Source organism: Paenibacillus motobuensis, from assembly GCF_039521865.1.
Taxonomy (GTDB): Bacteria; Bacillota; Bacilli; order Paenibacillales; family Paenibacillaceae; genus Fontibacillus; species Fontibacillus motobuensis.
In genome coordinates, this window is record NZ_BAAACX010000027.1 from 112,995 (window position 1) to 132,755 (window position 19,761).

A 19,761-nucleotide genomic window follows, 5' to 3' on the forward strand; every position below is an offset into this window, starting at 1 on the left:
ATGCTTAAAAGAGGGAACATAACAAAACTTAGACTGTTTACTAGATTGCTTAATAAGAGGAATTACTACTGAAGAAAAAAGAGGTTAATTTATTAATCTGTATTCATTGTAAATAATTGTAATTCAGTTGTCTATATCCGATTTGATAAAATATATTAAATTTTAAATTCAGTCAAAATAGTTCACACTTGAATGCAATCAAAAAGAGCCTCTCACCTACTAGGGTGATTAGACTCTTCTTCTCTATCTTTATTCAACAGTGCAGTACAGCTTCTCTACTCTACCACCAGAATTTGCGGTGACGTTCTGGCTACGATTCTCGACGAGGCCCAGGAACCCAGCCCGGCTGCCAACGCTGTAACTAGCGCAAAGGCTATAATGCCCCACCAGTTCAATATCAAAGGTAGCTTGGCGATACCGTAATCAGACAGGATGCTCCCCAGAATCATTGGCAGAATATAGACGCCTGCGAGAGCCCCTATGACTGCGCCGATCATCGAGAGTACCAGGACGCCGAGCAAAATGGAGAATCTTATTTTTCCCGAGGTCAGACCTAATGTCTTGTAAATTCCGTAGGTCTTGCTCTCTTTGCGAATATTAATGCGGCTTAAGCTATAAACGATGATCACAGTTACACCGGTAAATAAAAGTCCCATAATAGACATGGGTAAAATTAATGAAGCAACCGCTTGTTTATAGACCGCATAGAGCAAGGTTTGCTGCGTAGTTACTGACGCTGAATTGCCGTACCCTGAACTCAAATCCTGAACAACCTGCTCTAGATCGGCATCATTCCGCAAATTGATGAACCCGGAGTCGAGATCCTCATAATCGGGACGATTCACTCTAACGGTATCCGCCAGGATTCTTGCTGAGTAGGACATATTAGCGATAGACTGATAGATTCCTGAGACCGTCAATAGATGGCGGTGCCCTTCGATATATACCTCTACTATGTCCCCGATCTCTTTGTTCAGCTGCTTCGCTACATTCATCCCGATCGAAATTTCATCCTTGTTCTGCGGGTTCCTTCCGCTCAAATTACGGTACCCAATCTCGTCATAACTACCATCGATCACTATAATCGAGAAGTTCATTGGCTCGGTGTAAGTCGCTTCAACCCCTGCAGGCCGATCTGCTGTAACAACGCCGTTCACAGCCCCAACCCAATTCGTATTCTCGATCCGTGGATCGGATGCAGCTTGCTGGTCGAATGCAGACCGGGAGAAGACGGATTTATTCGTTATTTGTACTACAACATCAGTAGAGTCGTAACCCCATAATGGCGAGGTCTCCTTAATATGACTGATACTATATAGAAGTACGAAGCCCAGCACTAAAACGGCTGACATCATCATCGACAGAAGCAGCATCAGCACCGCAGCCTTCCTATTCTTCAGCAGGTTTCTGAATCCGATGACAGCCAGCAGCGGGGCTCTTCCAAGCATTCCTGGCGAACCCGAACCCTTTGCCCGCGTAAGTCGTCTTGTCTTCATGCTATGCTGCGTCTCCGACATCCCATAACGGATCGCCTGCATCGGCTGTACATGACGCGCTTTGTTAGCATAGTAAAATACACATAACAGAATCAGAGCAAGCAACAGCAGCGCTGTTGTCAGGGCCGGCCATCCCCCTCCTGGTGTGACTCCGGCAGTCTTCGTCTTCAAGGACGAGAGCGCACTATCAACGATCACTCCGGATAAGAAGCGACTGGCTATAAATCCGGGAACTACCGATACCGCCGCGATCATGATGTACTGCATCATATACACGCCAATCAGCTTCCTGGAGGTCAGGCCTAACGCTTTTATAACACCGATCGTCTTATAGTTGGACAAAATGTCATCCGATATCGTAAATCCAATCGTAAATAGGGCCACGAACATCATCATTACACCGAGAGACACCATAATGAACCCTATCATTTTATTCATAATTAGGTAGAAGGAGGACATCTCCTGGAAGCTTGTCTTCGACCCTAAATAAGGCGTGCCCATCTCCTGCTGCCATCGCTCCCAATAGGTTGAACTACGGCTGTAATCCTCGAATCGAAGCCCCATCATATACTGATCATTGCCCGGAATATCTTGAAAATGTGCTACATAGTCCTGGTGATTCATCCAGATTCGTGCAGAGGTTGGAAAAGGAGCCCCAAACGGCATATCAACAACAACTGCCGCTACTTCTATGGAGAGCCTGCTGTCACCCGTAGAGAATTCCAGCGTATCTCCTGGAGAAATATCATATAGATAAGCAATTGAGGAAGGAAGCCAGACGGTTCCCGGTTCAGGTACCAAGCTCTCTACTCCCTGTGCGAACAGAAGCTCATCCACTTCATAAGGCCTGGCTGTAGTATCCATCATATACAAGTACAGGTTCAAGAGTCCGGCTGTGGGCTCATGCCCTGGTCTCGATATACCTGAAAGAGTTCTAAAAGGGATCAATGACGAAGTGGCCACCCCTTCTTGCTCTTTCCACCACTCATATACAAGCTTAGGGTCATGCACTTCTCCATCCAGGATTAGCATCTCGTGGGAACCATGCGTCTTGGTATGCATATTCGTAAATAAATTGGTCGTATTAAGGATCACTGTTACTGAGGTTACAAGAAGAACCGTCGATAACAGAATGAGCAGACCGATTAAGGCGTTATGAACCTTCTTCTTCCTTAGATTCGCCCTGCAAAGAGAGTAAGCCGCATACATCGTACTTACCCCCTTCCAGATATACAAGCAAATATGATCTTCTCCCGATCCTCGAGCTGGTCAGGCTCGAACTTCCCGAGCTGCAAGACATCGGCGATCTTGCCGTCATGGATCAGAATCAGGCGATCGGCGCGGCAAGCCGCTTTGATATCATGGGTAACCATGACCACGGATTGCCCCTTGCGATTCATCTCCGTCAGAATATCCAGCACGGCAACTCCATGCTCGTAATTCAAGCTGCCCGTTGGCTCATCGGCAAAAATAACGTCCGGATCATTCATCAACGCCCTGGCAATAGCCGCCCGCTGCTGCTGTCCGCCAGAGGTCTGGGCCGGGAGTCTATGCTGCTGCCCATCGATCTCCATCGCCTTCATCAGATTTTGCACCTTTTCATCCACCTGGTGTTTGGATTGACCCTCGATATACCCGGGCAATGCAATATTCTCATATAAGGTCAGATCAGGGACAAGGTTAATGCTCTGATAGATATATCCGATCCGCTTTGTTCTGAACTTCGCCAGCTCCTTCTCCGAATAACTGTCGATCCTATCTCCCCAATAATAAACCTCCCCTACCGTGATCGAATCAAGTCCACTGAGAAGATACAATAGAGTTGACTTTCCCGAGCCCGAATTGCCCATGATCACCGTAAAATCCCCCTCATAAATGTCGAGGTTTAAATTTCGTATGGCATGGAATTGTTCACTGCCCGTGGAATAAGTCTTACATAGATTCTTTGCTTCAATGATCACCTTTTTCACAGAACATGCCCCCTCAAGTACAAACATACCCTCATTGTAAGAGGCGCATATGGATAGACCCTTATCAAAATATTAATGAAATATTACATGCTGCCTATAGCGGAATCAGACAATAGAATGTCGTTCCCTGTCCCTGCACACTTCGGAAGGAAATTGTGCCCTGATGCGCTTCAATAATATATTTGCAGATCGATAGGCCAAGCCCGCTCCCGTCTGTACCGGAATCTCTATCCGTCTTGCCTTGGAAGTAACGCTCGAACACAAACGGCATGTCCTGGGGAAGGATACCCCGTCCTGTATCTGCAATCGTTATCTTGAACTGTCCCTGTTCCAGCTCAGTACCCACGCTGATCATCTCTCCTGGTTCTGTATGCTTCATGGCATTCATAATCAGATTGGATATCACCTGCTCCAGCCTAGGTCCATCCACATGAATCAGTACATCCGGGATGTCCGTTGGCTCAATAAAATGCACTCCCGTTGTACGCACATAGTGAGCAATCGGCTGCAGAATGGATTGCAGCAGTTCCTTGCTGTACCTCTCCTTTAACGTCACCGATATTTGTCCCAGTTCCTTCAAGGCGTGCAACAGCAGATCTTCGGTCAGCCTGGCCATCTTCTCCGTATTGTTGTACATTACTCCGGCATATTCCATCACAGTATCCATATCCGGGCATACCCCTTCTCGCATCGCTTCGATATAGGCCTTCAAGGTTGCCAGCGGTGTCTTCAAATCATGGGAAATATTCGAGATCAATTCTTTCTGGGCTTGTTCCTGCTCCTCTCTGCGCCGACTCAGATGCTGGATCTCCATCCTCATCTGCTCAAACATCGTATGAACCTCGCCTAATTCATCCATCTGGTCATAGGTCGCTTTCGACTCGTAATTGCCCTTGAGAATCGCTTCCGAATAGTCTTTCAATTGACGAACCGGAATGAGAACATCCTGTCTAATCTTCCTTCTCAGCAAAAGCAGCGATATACATAGGATAACGACAATGACAGCAATAATAGCTGATAATAAATACAGTGCTCCGTTCGTCTTGGGAACAAACACATCCTCCGCCGGGAGCGTGAATATAGCATTACCGACTTGAGCCTGTGCCGCTTCATCAACTACCGGAAAAGCGATGCGATATTGATCCTGATCCGTTCTGGCTTGATACAAATCATAATGAAGCCCTGTTCTTACATCGATTTGCTGGAGGGCAGTATCTGAAGAAGCATTAAATATTACCTGCCCGTCGAGCGCTGTGTATATGAAGCTCACTCGTGATTCCTTGGACATATCCAACAGCTTATCTCGAACCTCCGCAGAACCAGCAACCTCTTGGCCATGCTGCTCCAGATACTGCATAATTCCGCTCACCTGTAGGCGTACCCGATTGATGACATATCTGGAATCTTCACGCTGTCTTTGCAGATGGTCATTCCAGATAAATCCTACGCTACAAATAGCTATCATAAGCAGCCCAATCCATACGGCGATCATCCATCTTCTGATCCAAACCTGCAAATACATAGAACTCTCCTATCTCAGCCAGGTCTTATTCATCAAAGCTGAATTTATAGCCGACTCCCCAAACTGTTTTGATATATACCGGATTGGATGGATCAGCCTCCAGCTTCTCGCGCAATCTGCGAATGTACACGGTAATGGTATTCTCGTCCCCGTAAGTACTGTAGCCCCAGACAGCGTCCAGTAATTGGATCTTGGAGAACACCTGATTGCGGTGCTTGCCCAGGTAGAACAGCAGCTCCAATTCCTTAGCGGAGAGTGAGATCTCCTGTCCCTCTATCGTAACCCGGTACGCCTTCCTATCGACCAGGATTGATCCGAATTGGAGAATATCCTTGTCCTTAGGCGGTGTATGAGCTGAACTTATCATGCTCTCGACCCTTCGTAAATTGGACTTGATTCTGGCCAACAACTCAATAAGCGAGAACGGCTTCGTCATGTAATCATCCGCTCCAAAGCCAAGCCCTAGCACCTTATCCGTGTCACTGCCCCTGGCACTCAAAATGAGGACAGGGACATTATTCCGTTCACGAATCTGCCGACAGAGCTCAATTCCGTCCATATCAGGCAGCATAATGTCCAGAATGATAAAGTCCGGCTGCCAGGACTCTATTCGCTGCAGCGCATCCTTGCCATGATCAACAACCGCCGTCTCGTAGCCCTGCTTGCTGATATAATCCTTAACAATTCGAGCAAGATCCTGTTCATCTTCAATTATTAAAATCTTCTTATATGCAGTCATATTAATCTCCTAAATCATTCACAAAGTAAAATAAATACCTCTTCTTAATCTAATTCGTTGAAAGGAATTTATATCCTGCCTTCCTATAATCTACGAATCCGATTAGAATCCAAAATAGAGACGGAGTTCACGACATTTAATGCCTGATCCAAAGTAAAAAAGAACCTGCCGAGTATGTAAACTCAGAAGGTTCTTGTAACTTATAATAAACTATTCGTACTTATCCCTTACCCTAAATCAGACTTATCGACAAATCGAATCCTCGGTGCTGCAGCGCCATGCAATTCAAAAATAATAATCTCATTGCTTCCCTCTCGAAGAAGCGGCCCAGGCACATACAACGTTCTCTGTGGCCCTACATTCCAATAGCGTCCTAGATTAAAGCCGTTCACGAACACAACGCCCTTGATCCAACCATCCAGACTTAGGAATGTATCGGCAACACCGTTCACCGTAAACTCCCCGCGGTAGAAGGAAGGTTCCATATGACTTGATATCGGTTCGAACAAGAGGCCGGATAGATCACTTAGCGGCAGCGGATGAATCGTCCAATCCGACAGGAACTGCATACCATGCCGCACTCCCTCCGTAACTCCCTTGAAGTCCTTAATATATGGCCCATAATTTACCCGCCCCATATTCTCCACGAGTATGCTAAGGTGAGCGCCGCCTTCCTGCACTTCGAACTCAATGATAGCTCCGGGCTGACTACGATCCAGCGTACCCAGGATCCGTCCGTCCAGGAACACCAGTGCCCGATCATGCAAATCCTGAATGTTGAGCGGCTGCTTCGGTCTAGGACCCGAGAGGAATGTACTATATTGAATGAAGCCGTAATCCTGTCCTAGCTTCTCCATCGGTACAGGATAGGCGGATTGGATAGGCTTGGAAATCCGTGATATATTCAGCGATAAAGTTGCCTGCCCTGTCATAGCTACTTCACCGTAGGCCTGCTTCGCCACAGGCTGCGGCAGCTCTATATCGGCAAGCTTCTGATGCTTGGCAATTACATCGCGAACAGCATAATACTTATTTGTCGGCTCACCACACTCATCTAATAGAACATCATAGTCATAGCTTGTAATCGTAGGCTCATAGCTGTCCTCTGTATGTCCATTCGCCCCGTTATAGAAGCCGAAGTTCGTACCTCCATGGAACATATAGAAGTTGACCGATGCGCCCATGCTCAGCATCTCATCCAGAACCTCAGCCACATCCTGGGCTGGACGAATGTGATGCCCTTCCCGCCAATGGTCAAACCAGCCATTCCAGAACTCCATGCACATAATCGGTGCATCCGGCTGGTACTTGCGCAGCTTGGCGAAGGCCTCAGCAGGTCGAGACCCGAAATTCACCGTGGCCAGCACACCGTCAACCATGCCGCCCTGCAGCATATAATCCTCTGGTCCGTCCGAAGTGAACAGCAGTACATCAATCCCGCGCTTGATCATTGCATCCTTCAAATAGTTCAAATAAGGCTTATCATTACCGTAGCTTCCGTATTCATTCTCAATCTGCATCGCGATGATGGGCCCGCCCTGCGTACATAACAGAGGTCTCAGCTTAGACAGCAATACATCATAATAAGCATCAACATGCTCCAGGAACGGCTTATGATAGCAGCGCAGCCGCATATCCGGTTCCGCTAGCAGCCAGGCTGGCATACCGCCGAACTCCCATTCCGCACATATATAGGGAGATGGCCTTACGATGACATGAAGGCCAATCTTCCCGGCTATCTCAATAAAGCGTACAAGATCCGCGATCCCCTCGAAGTTGAATTGCCCTTTCTGTGGCTCATGGATATTCCAAGCAACATACGTCTCAACCGTATTAAAGCCGCAGGCCTTCAGCTTAAGCAGCCGGTCCTCCCAATATTCCGGTACAACACGGAAGTGATGAATCGCCCCGGAGATAATCTTAACCGGCTCATTATTGAAATAGAACGAAGATCCCGAATAATGAAAAGTAGACATAATTCCCTCCAAAGAATTATTTTCAGGCTATAAACAATGATTAATGCTTCTGCTCCTGTAGCTTGAAGCTTTCGGCGAACTCCTGCATACGGATGGTTCGGCCCTGGACGCGGGACTCCTCAGCCGCAAAGGCCATCAGGTGGCTCTGGACGGAATGATTCGCCGAGGTCAACCCCTGGCTCTTGCCGTCAGCCCTTACCAAGTTCAGAAAATCCTTCACCAGCTTCATATCGCCGCCGCCATGTCCAACATGGCCGCCCATATCCTCGAAGCTAATCCGCTCCACCTTGCCGCTGCCGAAATGGATCACTTCAATCTCATTCTTCTCCATGGCGCCGCGAATTTCTCCGGTTGTCCCCATCAGCTTGATCGTGCGGCTAATATCCCGTGTGAATGCGCTCATGGTGAAAGCTGCAGTAACGTTATTGGCAAATTCCAGATTGACGACCTGGTGATCAACCACATCATTGTCGCAATGATATACACAGCGGCCATAAGGCCCCTCCTGAAGTGCCATATAACGAGCCTCATAGCTCATATCATTGCTGATTGCCGAGGTCGGCCAGTCCGTATTGTCTGTTAAATACAGGTTTGGCGCATAATACAGGCATTGATCCGCTACTGGGCAGCCGTCCAGACAGCGAAGCGGAGCGCCTTCCGGTGCCTCCGACGCCTTGAAGTGGCTGAGCGAGCCGAAGGAAGCGACCTGAGTGCAATCCGCACCGGCCAGCCAGAGCAGGATATCAAGGTCATGGCAGGACTTGGCCAGAATCATCGGACTGGACTCCTCCTTGCGCCGCCAATTGCCGCGTACGAAGCTATGCGCCTGATGCCAATAGCCAACATTCTCGTTATGCTGAATCGACATCAATTGTCCGATCTCTCCACGACTCAGCAGTTCCTTCAGCGTCGAGAAGAATGGCGCATATCTCAGTACGTGGCAGATAGAGAATACAAGTCCCGACTTGGCCGCCATTTCCCCCATTTGAATACATTCCTCAGGATCAGGCGACATCGGCTTCTCCAGCAGAACATGATAGCCCAATTCCAGTGCCTTCATCGTCGGTTCAAAATGCTGCTTATCCTGGGTACAGATCAGTACGGCGTCGGCCAGCCTGGGCTTCGCGAACAACTCATCCCAGTGTTCGAAGCACAGTTCATCTGGAATCCCATGTCTCGCCTGGAAGGCCTTCCTGCGTTCCCGCACGGGCTCCGCCACAGCCACGACCTCAAGCTCATGCGGATGCTGCACGGCATATTCCAAATAGTTAACTCCGCGCAATCCAGCTCCGACTAATGCAACCTTAACCTTCTTCATATGACCATCGTCTCCCTTTCTGTCATGTAACTATTCTTTGACACTTCCAACGGTCATTCCTTTTACAAAATATTTCTGTAAAAATGGATATACCACCATAATCGGCAGCGCCCCCATAAATATTTGCGCCGTTCGCAGCGTTTTCTCGCTTAGATTCTCCATCGCCTTAATTTGTTCAATTGAGATCGAGGTCATCTGTGAATTGATCGCCATAATTAGGGTCGACAAATAGGTCTGCAACGGATATTTTGCGGGTGAATTCAGGTACAATATCCCATCAAACCAGGCATTCCAGTGCCCTACGATCGTGAACAACCCGATAGTTGCAATCGATGGCAGGGAGACCGGTAAATAAATTCGCCATAAGACTCTCCATTGTCCGGCGCCGTCAATCGTAGCCGCCTCATCCAGCTCCCGTGGTATTCCCCGGAAGAAATTCAGCATCAGTACCATGTTCCATACATTAAGTGCACCGGGCAGAATCAATGCCCAGATCGAATCGATCAGCCCTGTGTTCTTGACGATAATATAAGTTGGAATCAGGCCACCGCCGAAGAACATGGTAATGGCGAAGAACCATGCATACATCGTTCTATATTTAAACTGGTCATTTGATTTCGATAATGGGAAAGCGGTAATAAACACAAGCAGCATATTGATCGCTGTCCCCAATGCAACCCGTTCGACAGAGACTCCCAGCGATCTGAAGAATTCGACCTTCTGGCCGAGATACCGATAAGCATCGAGATTGAACCCTACTGGCCACAGCTTCACTTCGCCGGCCATCGCCGCTGTATTCGAACTGAGGGAAATCGATAGCAAATGGATAAAAGGAATCACACCAAGCAAGGTAATCATGCTGAGCAGCAAGGTATTGCCGATCACAAATATTTTTCTGCTGATGGTCGATTTGTGCATCTCTCCTACCTCCTGGTTAAAAGATCCGATAATTGTTATATTTATAGGCCGCGTAATAGGTGGTCGACACCATTACCAGTGAGACTACGGATTTGAACAGTCCGACGGCTGCAGCCGGCCCAAACTGTTGGCTGAACATACCGAGCCGGTATACGAACGTATCGATAATATCGCCGCCCTCGTAAACGGTAGGATTGTACATAATCAAGATCTGCTCGAAGCCCGCATTAAGAATACCGCCCAGACTTAGTACGCCAAGCAGGATCAGAATTGGCATCATACCTGGAAGTGTGATATTCAGCATCTGCTTCCATCTTCCAGCCCCATCCACTTCAGCCGCTTCATAAAGCGTTGCGTTGATTCCGGTAATCGCGGCCAGCATGACAATCATGTTGTAGCCCATCCCTTTCCAGACGTCAGACCCAATGACAATGCCACGGAACCAGCCGTTATTCAGCATGAACATGATCGGCTCCATTCCTAACCCCTCAAGCAATCCATTCACAGGTCCGTTCAACGAGAACAATTCGATGACAACGCCGCCAAGAACGGTCCAGGATAGGAAGAACGGTAGGAAGATAGCGGATTGGATCACGCGCGAGAACCATCTCTTCGTGACTTCGTTAAGCAGCAGTGCCAGAATCAACGGTACGAGCAGGAACAGGACCATCTTACATATCGCAATAAGAATGGTGTTCCAGAGTACCTGCATGAAATCGGGGAGTTCAAACACATATTTGAAATTGTCCCAGCCGACGAATTCGGATTTGAAGAACCCGGATAATGGCTCAAACTGCTGGAAAGCCATTACCAGACCAGCCATGGGGCCGTATGCATATATCAACGTAATGATGACGCCGGGCAGTAGCATTAAATGAAGTGCATATTCCTTCTTCAGCGTTTTCACAAGCGTGACCTCCATGTTGAATGTAAAACGGGAGGAATTGCCGACTGCTTCAGGCGAATCCTCCCATTTCAGCATCTCACGATTTATTTCACAGCTTCCTTGCTGTACCAGTCATTTACCTCTTGGGTGATCTTGTCTCCACCAAGGGTCTTCCAGCTGTCAACGAACTTGTCGAATTCATCAAGAGGAGCACCCATGATGATCTTCGTGAACGACTCCTGCATCAGCTTATCGAGCTGCGGGCCCTTCTCTACCTGCGTCGCTGTCGGCAAAGTATAGAATTCGTTGCTCACATAAGCTCCCTTCTCCTTGATCATGCGAGTCGTTCCCCAGCCGCCATCCTTAGCCGCACGGCTGAAGTATTGTCCCCAGTTGACGCCTTTGCTCGCCTTTTCCGTATTTCCTGCAAGGTAATCCTTCGTTGCATTGAATACGTCCGTTACACTTTTGTAGTTTTCATCATCAAGGGTAATTTCCTCTTGATTCGCATCGAGCGCTTTATTGACTTCTGTGTAGATCGTCTCGATATCCGCAGGATTATAGATCCGAGGATTAAACCAGTTATAGACATATCCCTTCTCGGCCTTGTTATCCTCCATATACTTCTTATTGCCCATTTCAATATAGTAATTGATCATTTTGATGGCAGCTTCTGGATTCTTCATGTTCTTGTTCACCACATACATTCTGTTGCTTCGCAGCTTCGGCACTAAAGAATTTCCCGGCCCTTCCAATCCTGGAATTTGCACGGCAATCCACTCTGCCTTTGGATCCTTATCGATGCTCAAATTGAGCGGCCAGTTCGGATACCACCATTCCCCATAAGAAATTCCAACCTTGCCTGCCGTAAGGTCTTCAACCGCCTTGTTCTCGTCCTTCAAGGCAAATTCTTTATCCAGCACGCCGTTCTTATACCATTCCTGCAGTTTGCCCAGCGCAGTCTTCACCTCAGGCTGAATCAGACCCGGAATCAGCTTGTCATCGCTGCCTTTAATCCACGCCGTCTGATTGTCCCCGACCGATGGATAAGCATTGAAGCCATTGAAGAAACCACGGAGATCAAATCCCCAGAAGAATATGTTCTTCTGCATAGCAATGCCGTACGTATCGTTCTTGCCATTTTGATCCGGATCGTCCTTCACGAAGGCCAACGCTACCTTTTCTAGTTCTTCCATCGTGGTAGGGGCCTGCAGCTTAAGATTATCAAGCCAATCTTTACGAACCCACAGGATCTGGGTCGATAAGTACGGGTCCTCGAAGGCTGGGATCGCCAGCAGTTTGCCATCGGAAGTGAAGGTGCTCATTGCGAAGCCCCCATCGGACTCCATATACTTCTTGAGGGTCGGCGATGCATAATCATTGTAGGCTTCAGTCAGATCGCCCAGCATGTCCTGCTTCTTCAGCTTCTCAAAATTCTTCATATCTAGTTCCATAATGTCCGGCAGATCGCCCGAAGCCATGGCAAGCGAGAACTTCTGTTCAAATTGGCTGGACGGAACCGTCCATTTGTATTTAACTTCGATGTTCAGCATTTCTTGTAAATCCTTGAGATAAGCGTTCTGTTCCGGCGTAATTCCCTGCGGAGTTCTCGGGTCCTCAGGAGGATTATAGCCGAGCACTTCCGTAACGGTTACCGTCTCCGGATACTTGCCTAGTGGATCAGGAGGTGTACTACTGTTGGCATTGGCATTCGTCTTATTCCCGGCTCCTTGTGAATCAGGAGCTGCCTCATCTTTACTCCCTTGATTTCCACATGCCGTAAATACCAAGAGCATCGACATAACCAGAACGAGCATTTTCCATGGTTTGAAGCTTTTCATTGAATTGCCTTCCCCCTTTGTATGCTGCAATATAACTGTTGCTTACATCTTCATTATGGAACCGAACGAAAGCGCTATCAATTTTGAGTTTTTTACTTCGCTTTCACTTTATTTACTTGTTCCCACATTGCTGGGTTACGCTTGTGTATTGCGATATTCCTGAGGGGAGACCCCCATCTTCTTCTTGAAGAATGTCGTAAAATAGGAAGGTGAATCGAACCCAACCCGGGTAGCGATCTCATTCAATTTTAGATTCGTATCCTGCATCAGCCGAATGGCTCCTTCGAGCCTCTTCGTCTGTATGTATTCCAGCAAGTTATGGCCTGTTGCCTGCTTATAGAAACGAGACAGATAAGACGGGTTGAAATGAACCTCTTCCGCGATCGCGGTCAAGGATACATCACCAGATAAATGCTCGTTCACATATCGCTGAATCTGGTCGATGACGAACAGCTTCATCTCATCCTGCTCCATCCGGCCATATTCGAACATATTCTCCTCATGCGGATTGACTTTGCCCAGATCTGCGATAACCATCGTCTGGCCTAAGGCGGCGCGTGCCTTAAGTAGAGAATGCAATTTCTCATACTGCTGCCCGGCTGTGTCCCAGCTTCCTGCCAGATTATCCGATATACCGAAGGAGACAGCTACGCCTAGCAGCTCTTCACACTCATTTTGCACCAGCTCCAATATGCCCTTCATATACATCGTTATGCTGTTCCAAGAAGCCCCATTGCTAGCGTTCTCCCCACGGAACCGCCCTAACAGCTCTGCCCCGGGCTGCAGCATCCAGTAGAGGACGTCATCTTGCATGACGGAGCATTCACAATGGAACGAGGCTGGCAAATAGTTTAGGAATGATCTCTGCACTGCCTGTCGTAATTCGCTGGCTCTCTCCACTTCATTCAAGGTCATTCTTCCAATTAGAAAAAATGCGGGGCGATCCGGCATGATCTGGAAATGCACTTCTTCATAACGGGGTTGGATCAATAATCGAAGCAGATCTTCCCCTCCCGCTATTTTACGCAGCAGTTCCTGCTTCAACAGCGGCACAGCAATCTCTAAATGCATTCTCGCCTTCTCCTCTTGAACTCTGCTCCGATTCTCCTCATCCAGCTTGGCAATAGAGCGCTGTACTGCCTCGAAGATCAGCTCGATGCCTTCTGTCTTCAGAATGTAATTGTCCACTTTCTTGCGCAGCGCTTCATGGACATAATCGAATTCACTATATCCGGTCAGCAGGATAGAGCGGCAATGCGGCCAGTAATAATTAATTTCATCGACGAGTTGTAATCCACTCATCTGCGGCATTCGGATGTCGCTGACCAGAATATCCAGCTTCATTTTTTTAGCCATTTCAAGAGCCTCTTTGGCGGAATAAGCTTTACACACTTCGAGCTCAAATTCGGTATTGTCCTGGAACAGAAGAACCAGCCCATTCACAATGACAGGCTCATCATCAACAATCAACAACCTATACATGATCTCAATCCTCCTCTTCTTCAACCACAATGATCAGATCTACTCTCAGTCCGCCATAAGCGCTGCGCGAGACGAACAGCCCGCTGCCATTTCCGTATTTAAGCTGTAGCCGATTGTTCACATTGATGAGTCCGGTCTTCTCCATATATTTCGACTCGGTGGCCAGTTTGTCGCGCATCTGCTCGATCATTGACCCCGTCACAAGCTTTCCGTTGTCCTCCACAGTAACGCGCAGCCTTCCGTCCGCATATTCCGTCCCCATATAGATCACACCCTCCATCGTCCCATCCTCAAAGGCATGCTCGAACACATTCTCTACAATGGGTTGAATAATAAGCCTGGGCACCGAGATCGATGGTGGTATATCCTTCACATCGCTATATTCGAAGGTGATCCGGTTCGAGAAGCGAATACACTGAATCTCGCAATAATCGAGCGCGTGCTGATATTCCTTGTAGAAGGGAACCTCATCCGACCCACTTCTCGTAATATATTGATAATAAGTGCCCAGCTTCTGAGAGAGCTCAGCGGCACTCTCGGCGTCTCCTACCTTGCACATCATGTAAATATTAAAAAAGCTATTGTACAAAAAATGCGGATTGATCTGCGATTGGAGTTGCTTTAGCTGTGAATGCTGCAGGGCGATTTTCTGCTCATAATTTTCTCGAATCGAATTTTTCAGCTTGAGCGCCATATTGTTGAAGCTGCTGAATACATAATGGAACTCATCATTGGTTCGCGATTCAATCATAATGTTCAAATTGTCGGCCTCCAGCATCCGGAACGCCTTGACCAGACGCGATAAAGGACGGTGAATCATTAAATTGACCGAGAAGGCATACAGCACCATAACCACAATAGCGATAATGAACAATAAATAAGACCAGGTCGTATATTGGTTCAACGGACGGGTAATTTCGTTCTGATTGACGTACATGATCAATGATAAATTCAGCGCGCTAACGTCGTTATGGATAATAAAATAATTAACGCCATGAACCTTCTTCATTTCAGAGGTGCTCTGTTCCTGGAGACTCTGCTCAGAGATCTGTCCAAGAATCGTGTTCGATTCCTGCACCTCCCTCGAGGTCGTCAGCACGGCCCCTAATTCCTTGCTGCCTAGCAGTACCTCTGACTCCTGATACAAATTGGCAATTTGCTCTAACGCTTCAAGCAGCTTGGGCCTGGAAATCTCGATATAAGACCATATTCCGTCGTTGTTCTCGCTCTCAATCAGGAAGATCCGCTCCCCGCTCTGATAGAATGAAGGCTTCGGCTTCACGGATACTAGCGAAGCAACCAGGCTCATCTCAGGATTCGGCGTATTTGATACTCCGGACATCGTCGAAATGGTCTTACCTACCGCCTCGACATAGACGCCGGCATTCACGATATAATCGCTGAAGGCGGTCAACGCCATTTGTCTATCCCTTACCTGCTCAATCAGCTCCACTTCCTCGTAATTCTCCAGCATACTGCCGCGGAAGCTGAGCTTCTGCAAATCCTTGTCATTTAACAATTGAAGCTGTAAATTTCGGATGAAATACATCTCTTTATCAAGCTGCTTGGAGTAGAAGGTAGCGCCGGCTAGAGAAGAGCTTAGAATTGCATTTTTACTGATTGACATTCCTTTGTAATTGAACCAAATATTCATTGTAATGAGCGGCAGCAATAACAAAATAAATATGGCGATAACTTTCTGATATACGAACCACTTCGATTTCTTTCTAGCGATCCTAAGTTTCATTGCATTCCCCCCGTTGCTCTATGATGGATGGTTGTCTTGCGGGCACAGCGGCTAACAAAAAAAGAACCATCCCTGCGGGAGATTCCTTTCTTGTTCTTACCGCTTGAAAGAGTACGGCTTCAGGATTTATTCAGAGTTCGGAGTCCATTCATAACCGAAGCTTATGAAGCTCCAGGTGGCTATCTATATCACCCCTTAATGATTATCTTGCAGAAGGCAGCCCATGATATATTACTTCCGACTATGTTACTAAAATTGTAGTCCTGCCCACAGAGGCAAACAATTTAAAAACCTTTACCTGGACTTGCAATATTTTTACTTGTTTGCACCAAAAAGTTCAGTTGATGAACTCCTCTAAAGAGCTTCTCTTTCTCTTTGTCCGTCTGGGGATTGCTGTCTAAGCTGCTGTGGAGAGACATCGTATACTTTTCTGAACATTTTGGAGAAGTAAGAGAAATTATAATAGCCCAAGGTCTTGGCGATATCCGAGATCGGCAATGTTGAAGTCGTGATGAGGTCCTTGGCCAAGGACATACGTGTATTCAAAATATAATCCGTAATTGATTCCCCTAGCTCCCGCTTGAACAATCGCGACAAGTAGGCCGGATTCAAGTGCACGTAACTGGCGAGCTGCTCTCTAGTAATTGGCTCACTCAAATGCTCGGTAATATAATATTGAATCCGCCGAATGACCGAATGATTCTGGTGCAGCTCATCATGGATGATTCCGGCCACCTTGAGCGCCTCTTCTTCCAGCTGCGAAAGACTACGAGGCTGGTCATTTAGCAGCAGCCCATTCTGGCCCTTCAGTAGCTCAACCGCATTCAGTCCATTCTTATGCAGAACATAGTGTGCCATCTGCATAAATTCATTGCGGAAGCCCTCCAGCTCAGCCATAGATAGACGCTGGAACTGTGCCATTTCCGATACTCTGATGCGAATTTCCTCCTGCAACTCCTCCAGCTTGCCCTGCTCCAGCAGAATCGTCCACGTTGATATCCGTGGGATCATAGATTGGATGGAAGGAGTGTAATACGAAGCCAGCGTGTAGACCTGATTGGATCTATTCACATTGTTGTACTCGATCTCCAGAAGCTGTTTGCAGATGTCCGCAATTTCATACAAGCTAACATTCCTGCCAATATAACAGGATATATTACAGTCGAAATATTCAAGGCAGCTCTGAATATATTTCTCACATCGCACATGCAATCCAGAAGGATCGTTCATCTCTTCCTGATCCCCCATCACGATGACGATGTTAACCCCCTGCTTGGTCTGAATTACTTCCCCTCTGCCACTCATGAGCAGCACCTCGGCGGCACCTTTGCGAATCGCATACTCAATAATTTCCTCATCCCGCGTAGTGAACTCGCGCTGCCAGGATTCCACGCTGACAAGCACAGGCAGGAAGACGAACTGCTCCAGCCCTGACAACTGATGTTTCTCCAAAATGCCTGCGATATTATTCGGAGAGCATACAATCCTGCCGGAGAACAGATCATTCCAGAATTTATCGGTAATTAGAGGCTTCTGTCTACGCCACATCTCATAATAAGGCTTATACTGCTCACGTAATCTGTGTAATTCCCGTTCCTGCAAAATAGACTCAAGCGCCCGATTGACCGTGTTCTCAAGCACATCGAATTCAATCGGCTTCAGCAAATAATCGAACCCATCCAACTGGATTGCTCTCTTCATGAAGTTGAAGGCGGAGTGGGCGGTCAGGAAGATCGTCTCCGTCTCAGGAGAGATCTCATTCACCTTCTCCAATAGCTCAATTCCCGTCCCCTTTGGCATTTCGATATCGCAGATCATGACGTCGATCTTCGTCTGCTCGAACACTTTCAACGCGTCCCGCATATTATAGGCCTCATATACCTCGGACACCTGCAGCCTTTCCCAATTCACACCACTGCGAATCCCCATTACCGCATAGATCTCGTCGTCTACTATCAGAGCTTTGAACATGCTTCTCCCCCATTCTGATCAATAAGATGTAAATTGTTCAACAGTTCGAAATGGAAGTACAATTTGAATTCGCGCGCCCGGGGCATTATCGAACTCCAGCCGGGCACCGTCTCCGAACAGATGCTTAATCCGGTACTGCACATTGGAAATACCTAGGTGCTCTCCGTTCTGATGCTCCAGATAGCTACCGGACCCTAGCTTCTCCAACATCTCCTCCGGAAATCCGTTGCCATTGTCCATGATCACGATGCGCATCCTTTCCTGTTCTATTAAACCAATAGCGATATAAATATGGAATGGATGATCCATGAAGTCAAAGCCATGCTTAATAGCATTTTCAATGAACGGTTGAATTAGCAGCGGTGGAATCGCAGCTTCTTCTGCACCATTTTCCATCTGAATCTCATAGGTAATGCGTTCTGGAAAGCGGACCTGCTGAATTTTAATATAGCTCTCCATATGCTCCATTTCTTCTTGGATGGTGACAGCGACCTGATTCGTCCTCGTCGTGAAGCGGAAATATTTGACTAGATTCATACACATCAGCTGTATGACGCTATAATTTTTAATCTCGGCCAAGTTATAAATAATGTTGATCGTGTTCAAGAGGAAATGAGGGTTAATCTGCAACTGTAAATGCTTGAGCTCAGCTTTGTGCGCTTTAATCTGCTCCTCATATACACTGCTCGTCAATTCATGGATTTCAGCAGCCATGCTGTTAAAGGTCTCGTTAATAATCGCAAACTCCTTGGCTTTGGAGGATTGAAGCCGGATATTCCAATCCCCATGCTTGATTCGACGCATCCCATGAACGAGGTTGTTCATTGGCTTAAGAATGATATCGTTCAAATAGACCAAATAAATGACCAGAATGAATAGTGCACCTACGGATATAAGAATAATGCCGCGGCGAAAATTGTTCAGATCCTTCAGCATTTGCGCTTCGGGAACGAAAACACTTAGAATGACGTCCGTCCCCTGGACGGGGGTTGTCACGGCGATGTAATGACGACCATTCTGCTTCACAACCTGATACCCGCCGCTCGGCCCTGTATCCAGAGAAATAGAGTTTCCCGAATCGATAACAACTGCATTTGTAATTATGTGTCCCTGATAGTTAAGGAAGCCCGCGAAGCCTTCTTCAGATTGAATAATATCGAGTGGAATCACCAAATTCTCCAGCTCAATGAAGGCGCCGAGATAGAGATCATCCCCTGTATTCACCAGACGGATTAGGGCGTATTTTCCCTTTATGTACTCGACCGCCCTCCATTCCCGAAAAAAGTCGCTATCCGGCTTAACACTCTTGACAATATTGTCGATGGTCAACCTAATTGCAGTGAGCCGTTCATAGGACGAATCTTTGATCGGTGTCGTGAAGAGGTCCCGATTCTGCAGCGAATAAACGAACTGAAAATCAACGCTGTTGTCGAATCGATGGTATCGGGTAAATGTGTTCAGAACTCTGGCCTTAGTCAGATAATAGTCCGTTGAATCACGAAGCAACTGCGGTAGTTCGGCAAGATTCGGATCTTCCACGGCAACGTTATAGAGGAAATTGGTCTCCTTGTTCAATGCGGCTTCGATTTGCTGCGAATACAGGATCATTGAATTCTTGTTGGATTCGGCGACCTGCTCGCGTATCGTATTCGAAGCATAATAGTTGTTGTAAAGCATGAGTCCTACCAAAGGGACTGTAATCACTATGAAACCGATAATCAGCTTGAAGCGAAGCGACTGCTTAATATTCGACCTCATGAACATCCTATCTACCCCGGATCATGCAAGATTAGTATGAAACACTATCATTCACAGCGATGCCTTCTCATAATGTCAAAGGCTCACTACACCGAGTATAATTTCCGGTAGGACAAAAAGGAATCCCAAGTTAGGAC

Annotated in this window: 13 protein-coding genes; all 13 read right to left on the reverse strand. The window is 47.3% G+C overall.

Going from position 1 to position 19,761, the window contains the following annotated elements; translation table 11 throughout:
* Window positions 1-275: 275 nt before the first annotated feature.
* The 13 genes from ABD014_RS23640 to ABD014_RS23700 all read right to left on the reverse strand — a co-directional run bounded on the left by ABD014_RS23640 (window position 276) and on the right by ABD014_RS23700 (window position 19,624).
* Window positions 276-2,732 carry an ABC transporter permease gene (locus ABD014_RS23640; protein WP_343865532.1) on the reverse strand — a complete coding sequence of 819 codons (2,457 nt, stop codon included), beginning with the start codon at window positions 2,730-2,732 and terminating at the stop codon, window positions 276-278.
* Window positions 2,711-3,493 carry an ABC transporter ATP-binding protein gene (locus ABD014_RS23645; protein ID WP_343865534.1) on the reverse strand — a complete coding sequence of 261 codons (783 nt, stop codon included), beginning with the start codon at window positions 3,491-3,493 and terminating at the stop codon, window positions 2,711-2,713. The genes ABD014_RS23640 and ABD014_RS23645 overlap by 22 nt, the downstream gene beginning before the upstream one ends.
* A 67-nt stretch (window positions 3,494-3,560) precedes the next feature.
* Window positions 3,561-4,988, reverse strand: coding sequence for a sensor histidine kinase (locus ABD014_RS23650; RefSeq protein WP_343865536.1), 1,428 nt, complete (start codon window positions 4,986-4,988; stop codon window positions 3,561-3,563).
* A gap of 25 nt (window positions 4,989-5,013) precedes the next feature.
* Window positions 5,014-5,727 carry a response regulator transcription factor gene (locus tag ABD014_RS23655; RefSeq protein ID WP_343865538.1) on the reverse strand — a complete coding sequence of 238 codons (714 nt, stop codon included), beginning with the start codon at window positions 5,725-5,727 and terminating at the stop codon, window positions 5,014-5,016.
* 227 nt (window positions 5,728-5,954) lie between these two features.
* Window positions 5,955-7,703 carry a glycoside hydrolase family 35 protein gene (locus tag ABD014_RS23660; protein WP_343865540.1) on the reverse strand — a complete coding sequence of 583 codons (1,749 nt, stop codon included), beginning with the start codon at window positions 7,701-7,703 and terminating at the stop codon, window positions 5,955-5,957.
* A gap of 40 nt (window positions 7,704-7,743) precedes the next feature.
* Window positions 7,744-9,021 (reverse strand): Gfo/Idh/MocA family protein, encoded by a 1,278-nt coding sequence (locus ABD014_RS23665; protein ID WP_343865542.1) that lies wholly within the window; start codon window positions 9,019-9,021, stop codon window positions 7,744-7,746.
* Between the two features lie 30 nt (window positions 9,022-9,051).
* Entirely contained in the window at window positions 9,052-9,939 is an 888-nt protein-coding gene (locus ABD014_RS23670; protein WP_343865544.1) for a carbohydrate ABC transporter permease, read from the reverse strand.
* A 16-nt stretch (window positions 9,940-9,955) separates the two neighbouring features.
* Window positions 9,956-10,846, reverse strand: coding sequence for an ABC transporter permease (locus ABD014_RS23675; RefSeq protein WP_343865546.1), 891 nt, complete (start codon window positions 10,844-10,846; stop codon window positions 9,956-9,958).
* A gap of 83 nt (window positions 10,847-10,929) precedes the next feature.
* Window positions 10,930-12,666, reverse strand: a complete 1,737-nt coding sequence (locus ABD014_RS23680; protein ID WP_343865548.1) for an extracellular solute-binding protein — start codon at window positions 12,664-12,666, stop codon at window positions 10,930-10,932.
* 135 nt (window positions 12,667-12,801) lie between these two features.
* Window positions 12,802-14,148 carry a response regulator transcription factor gene (locus ABD014_RS23685; RefSeq protein WP_343865550.1) on the reverse strand — a complete coding sequence of 449 codons (1,347 nt, stop codon included), beginning with the start codon at window positions 14,146-14,148 and terminating at the stop codon, window positions 12,802-12,804.
* 4 nt (window positions 14,149-14,152) lie between these two features.
* Window positions 14,153-15,895, reverse strand: a complete 1,743-nt coding sequence (locus ABD014_RS23690; protein WP_343865552.1) for a sensor histidine kinase — start codon at window positions 15,893-15,895, stop codon at window positions 14,153-14,155.
* A 354-nt stretch (window positions 15,896-16,249) separates the two neighbouring features.
* The gene (locus ABD014_RS23695; protein ID WP_343865554.1) at window positions 16,250-17,866 is read right to left on the reverse strand and encodes a response regulator; all 1,617 of its coding nucleotides are present in this window, start codon (window positions 17,864-17,866) and stop codon (window positions 16,250-16,252) included.
* 18 nt (window positions 17,867-17,884) lie between these two features.
* Complete coding sequence (locus tag ABD014_RS23700) at window positions 17,885-19,624, reverse strand: sensor histidine kinase (protein ID WP_343865556.1); 1,740 nt, start codon at window positions 19,622-19,624, stop codon at window positions 17,885-17,887.
* Window positions 19,625-19,761: the final 137 nt, after the last annotated feature.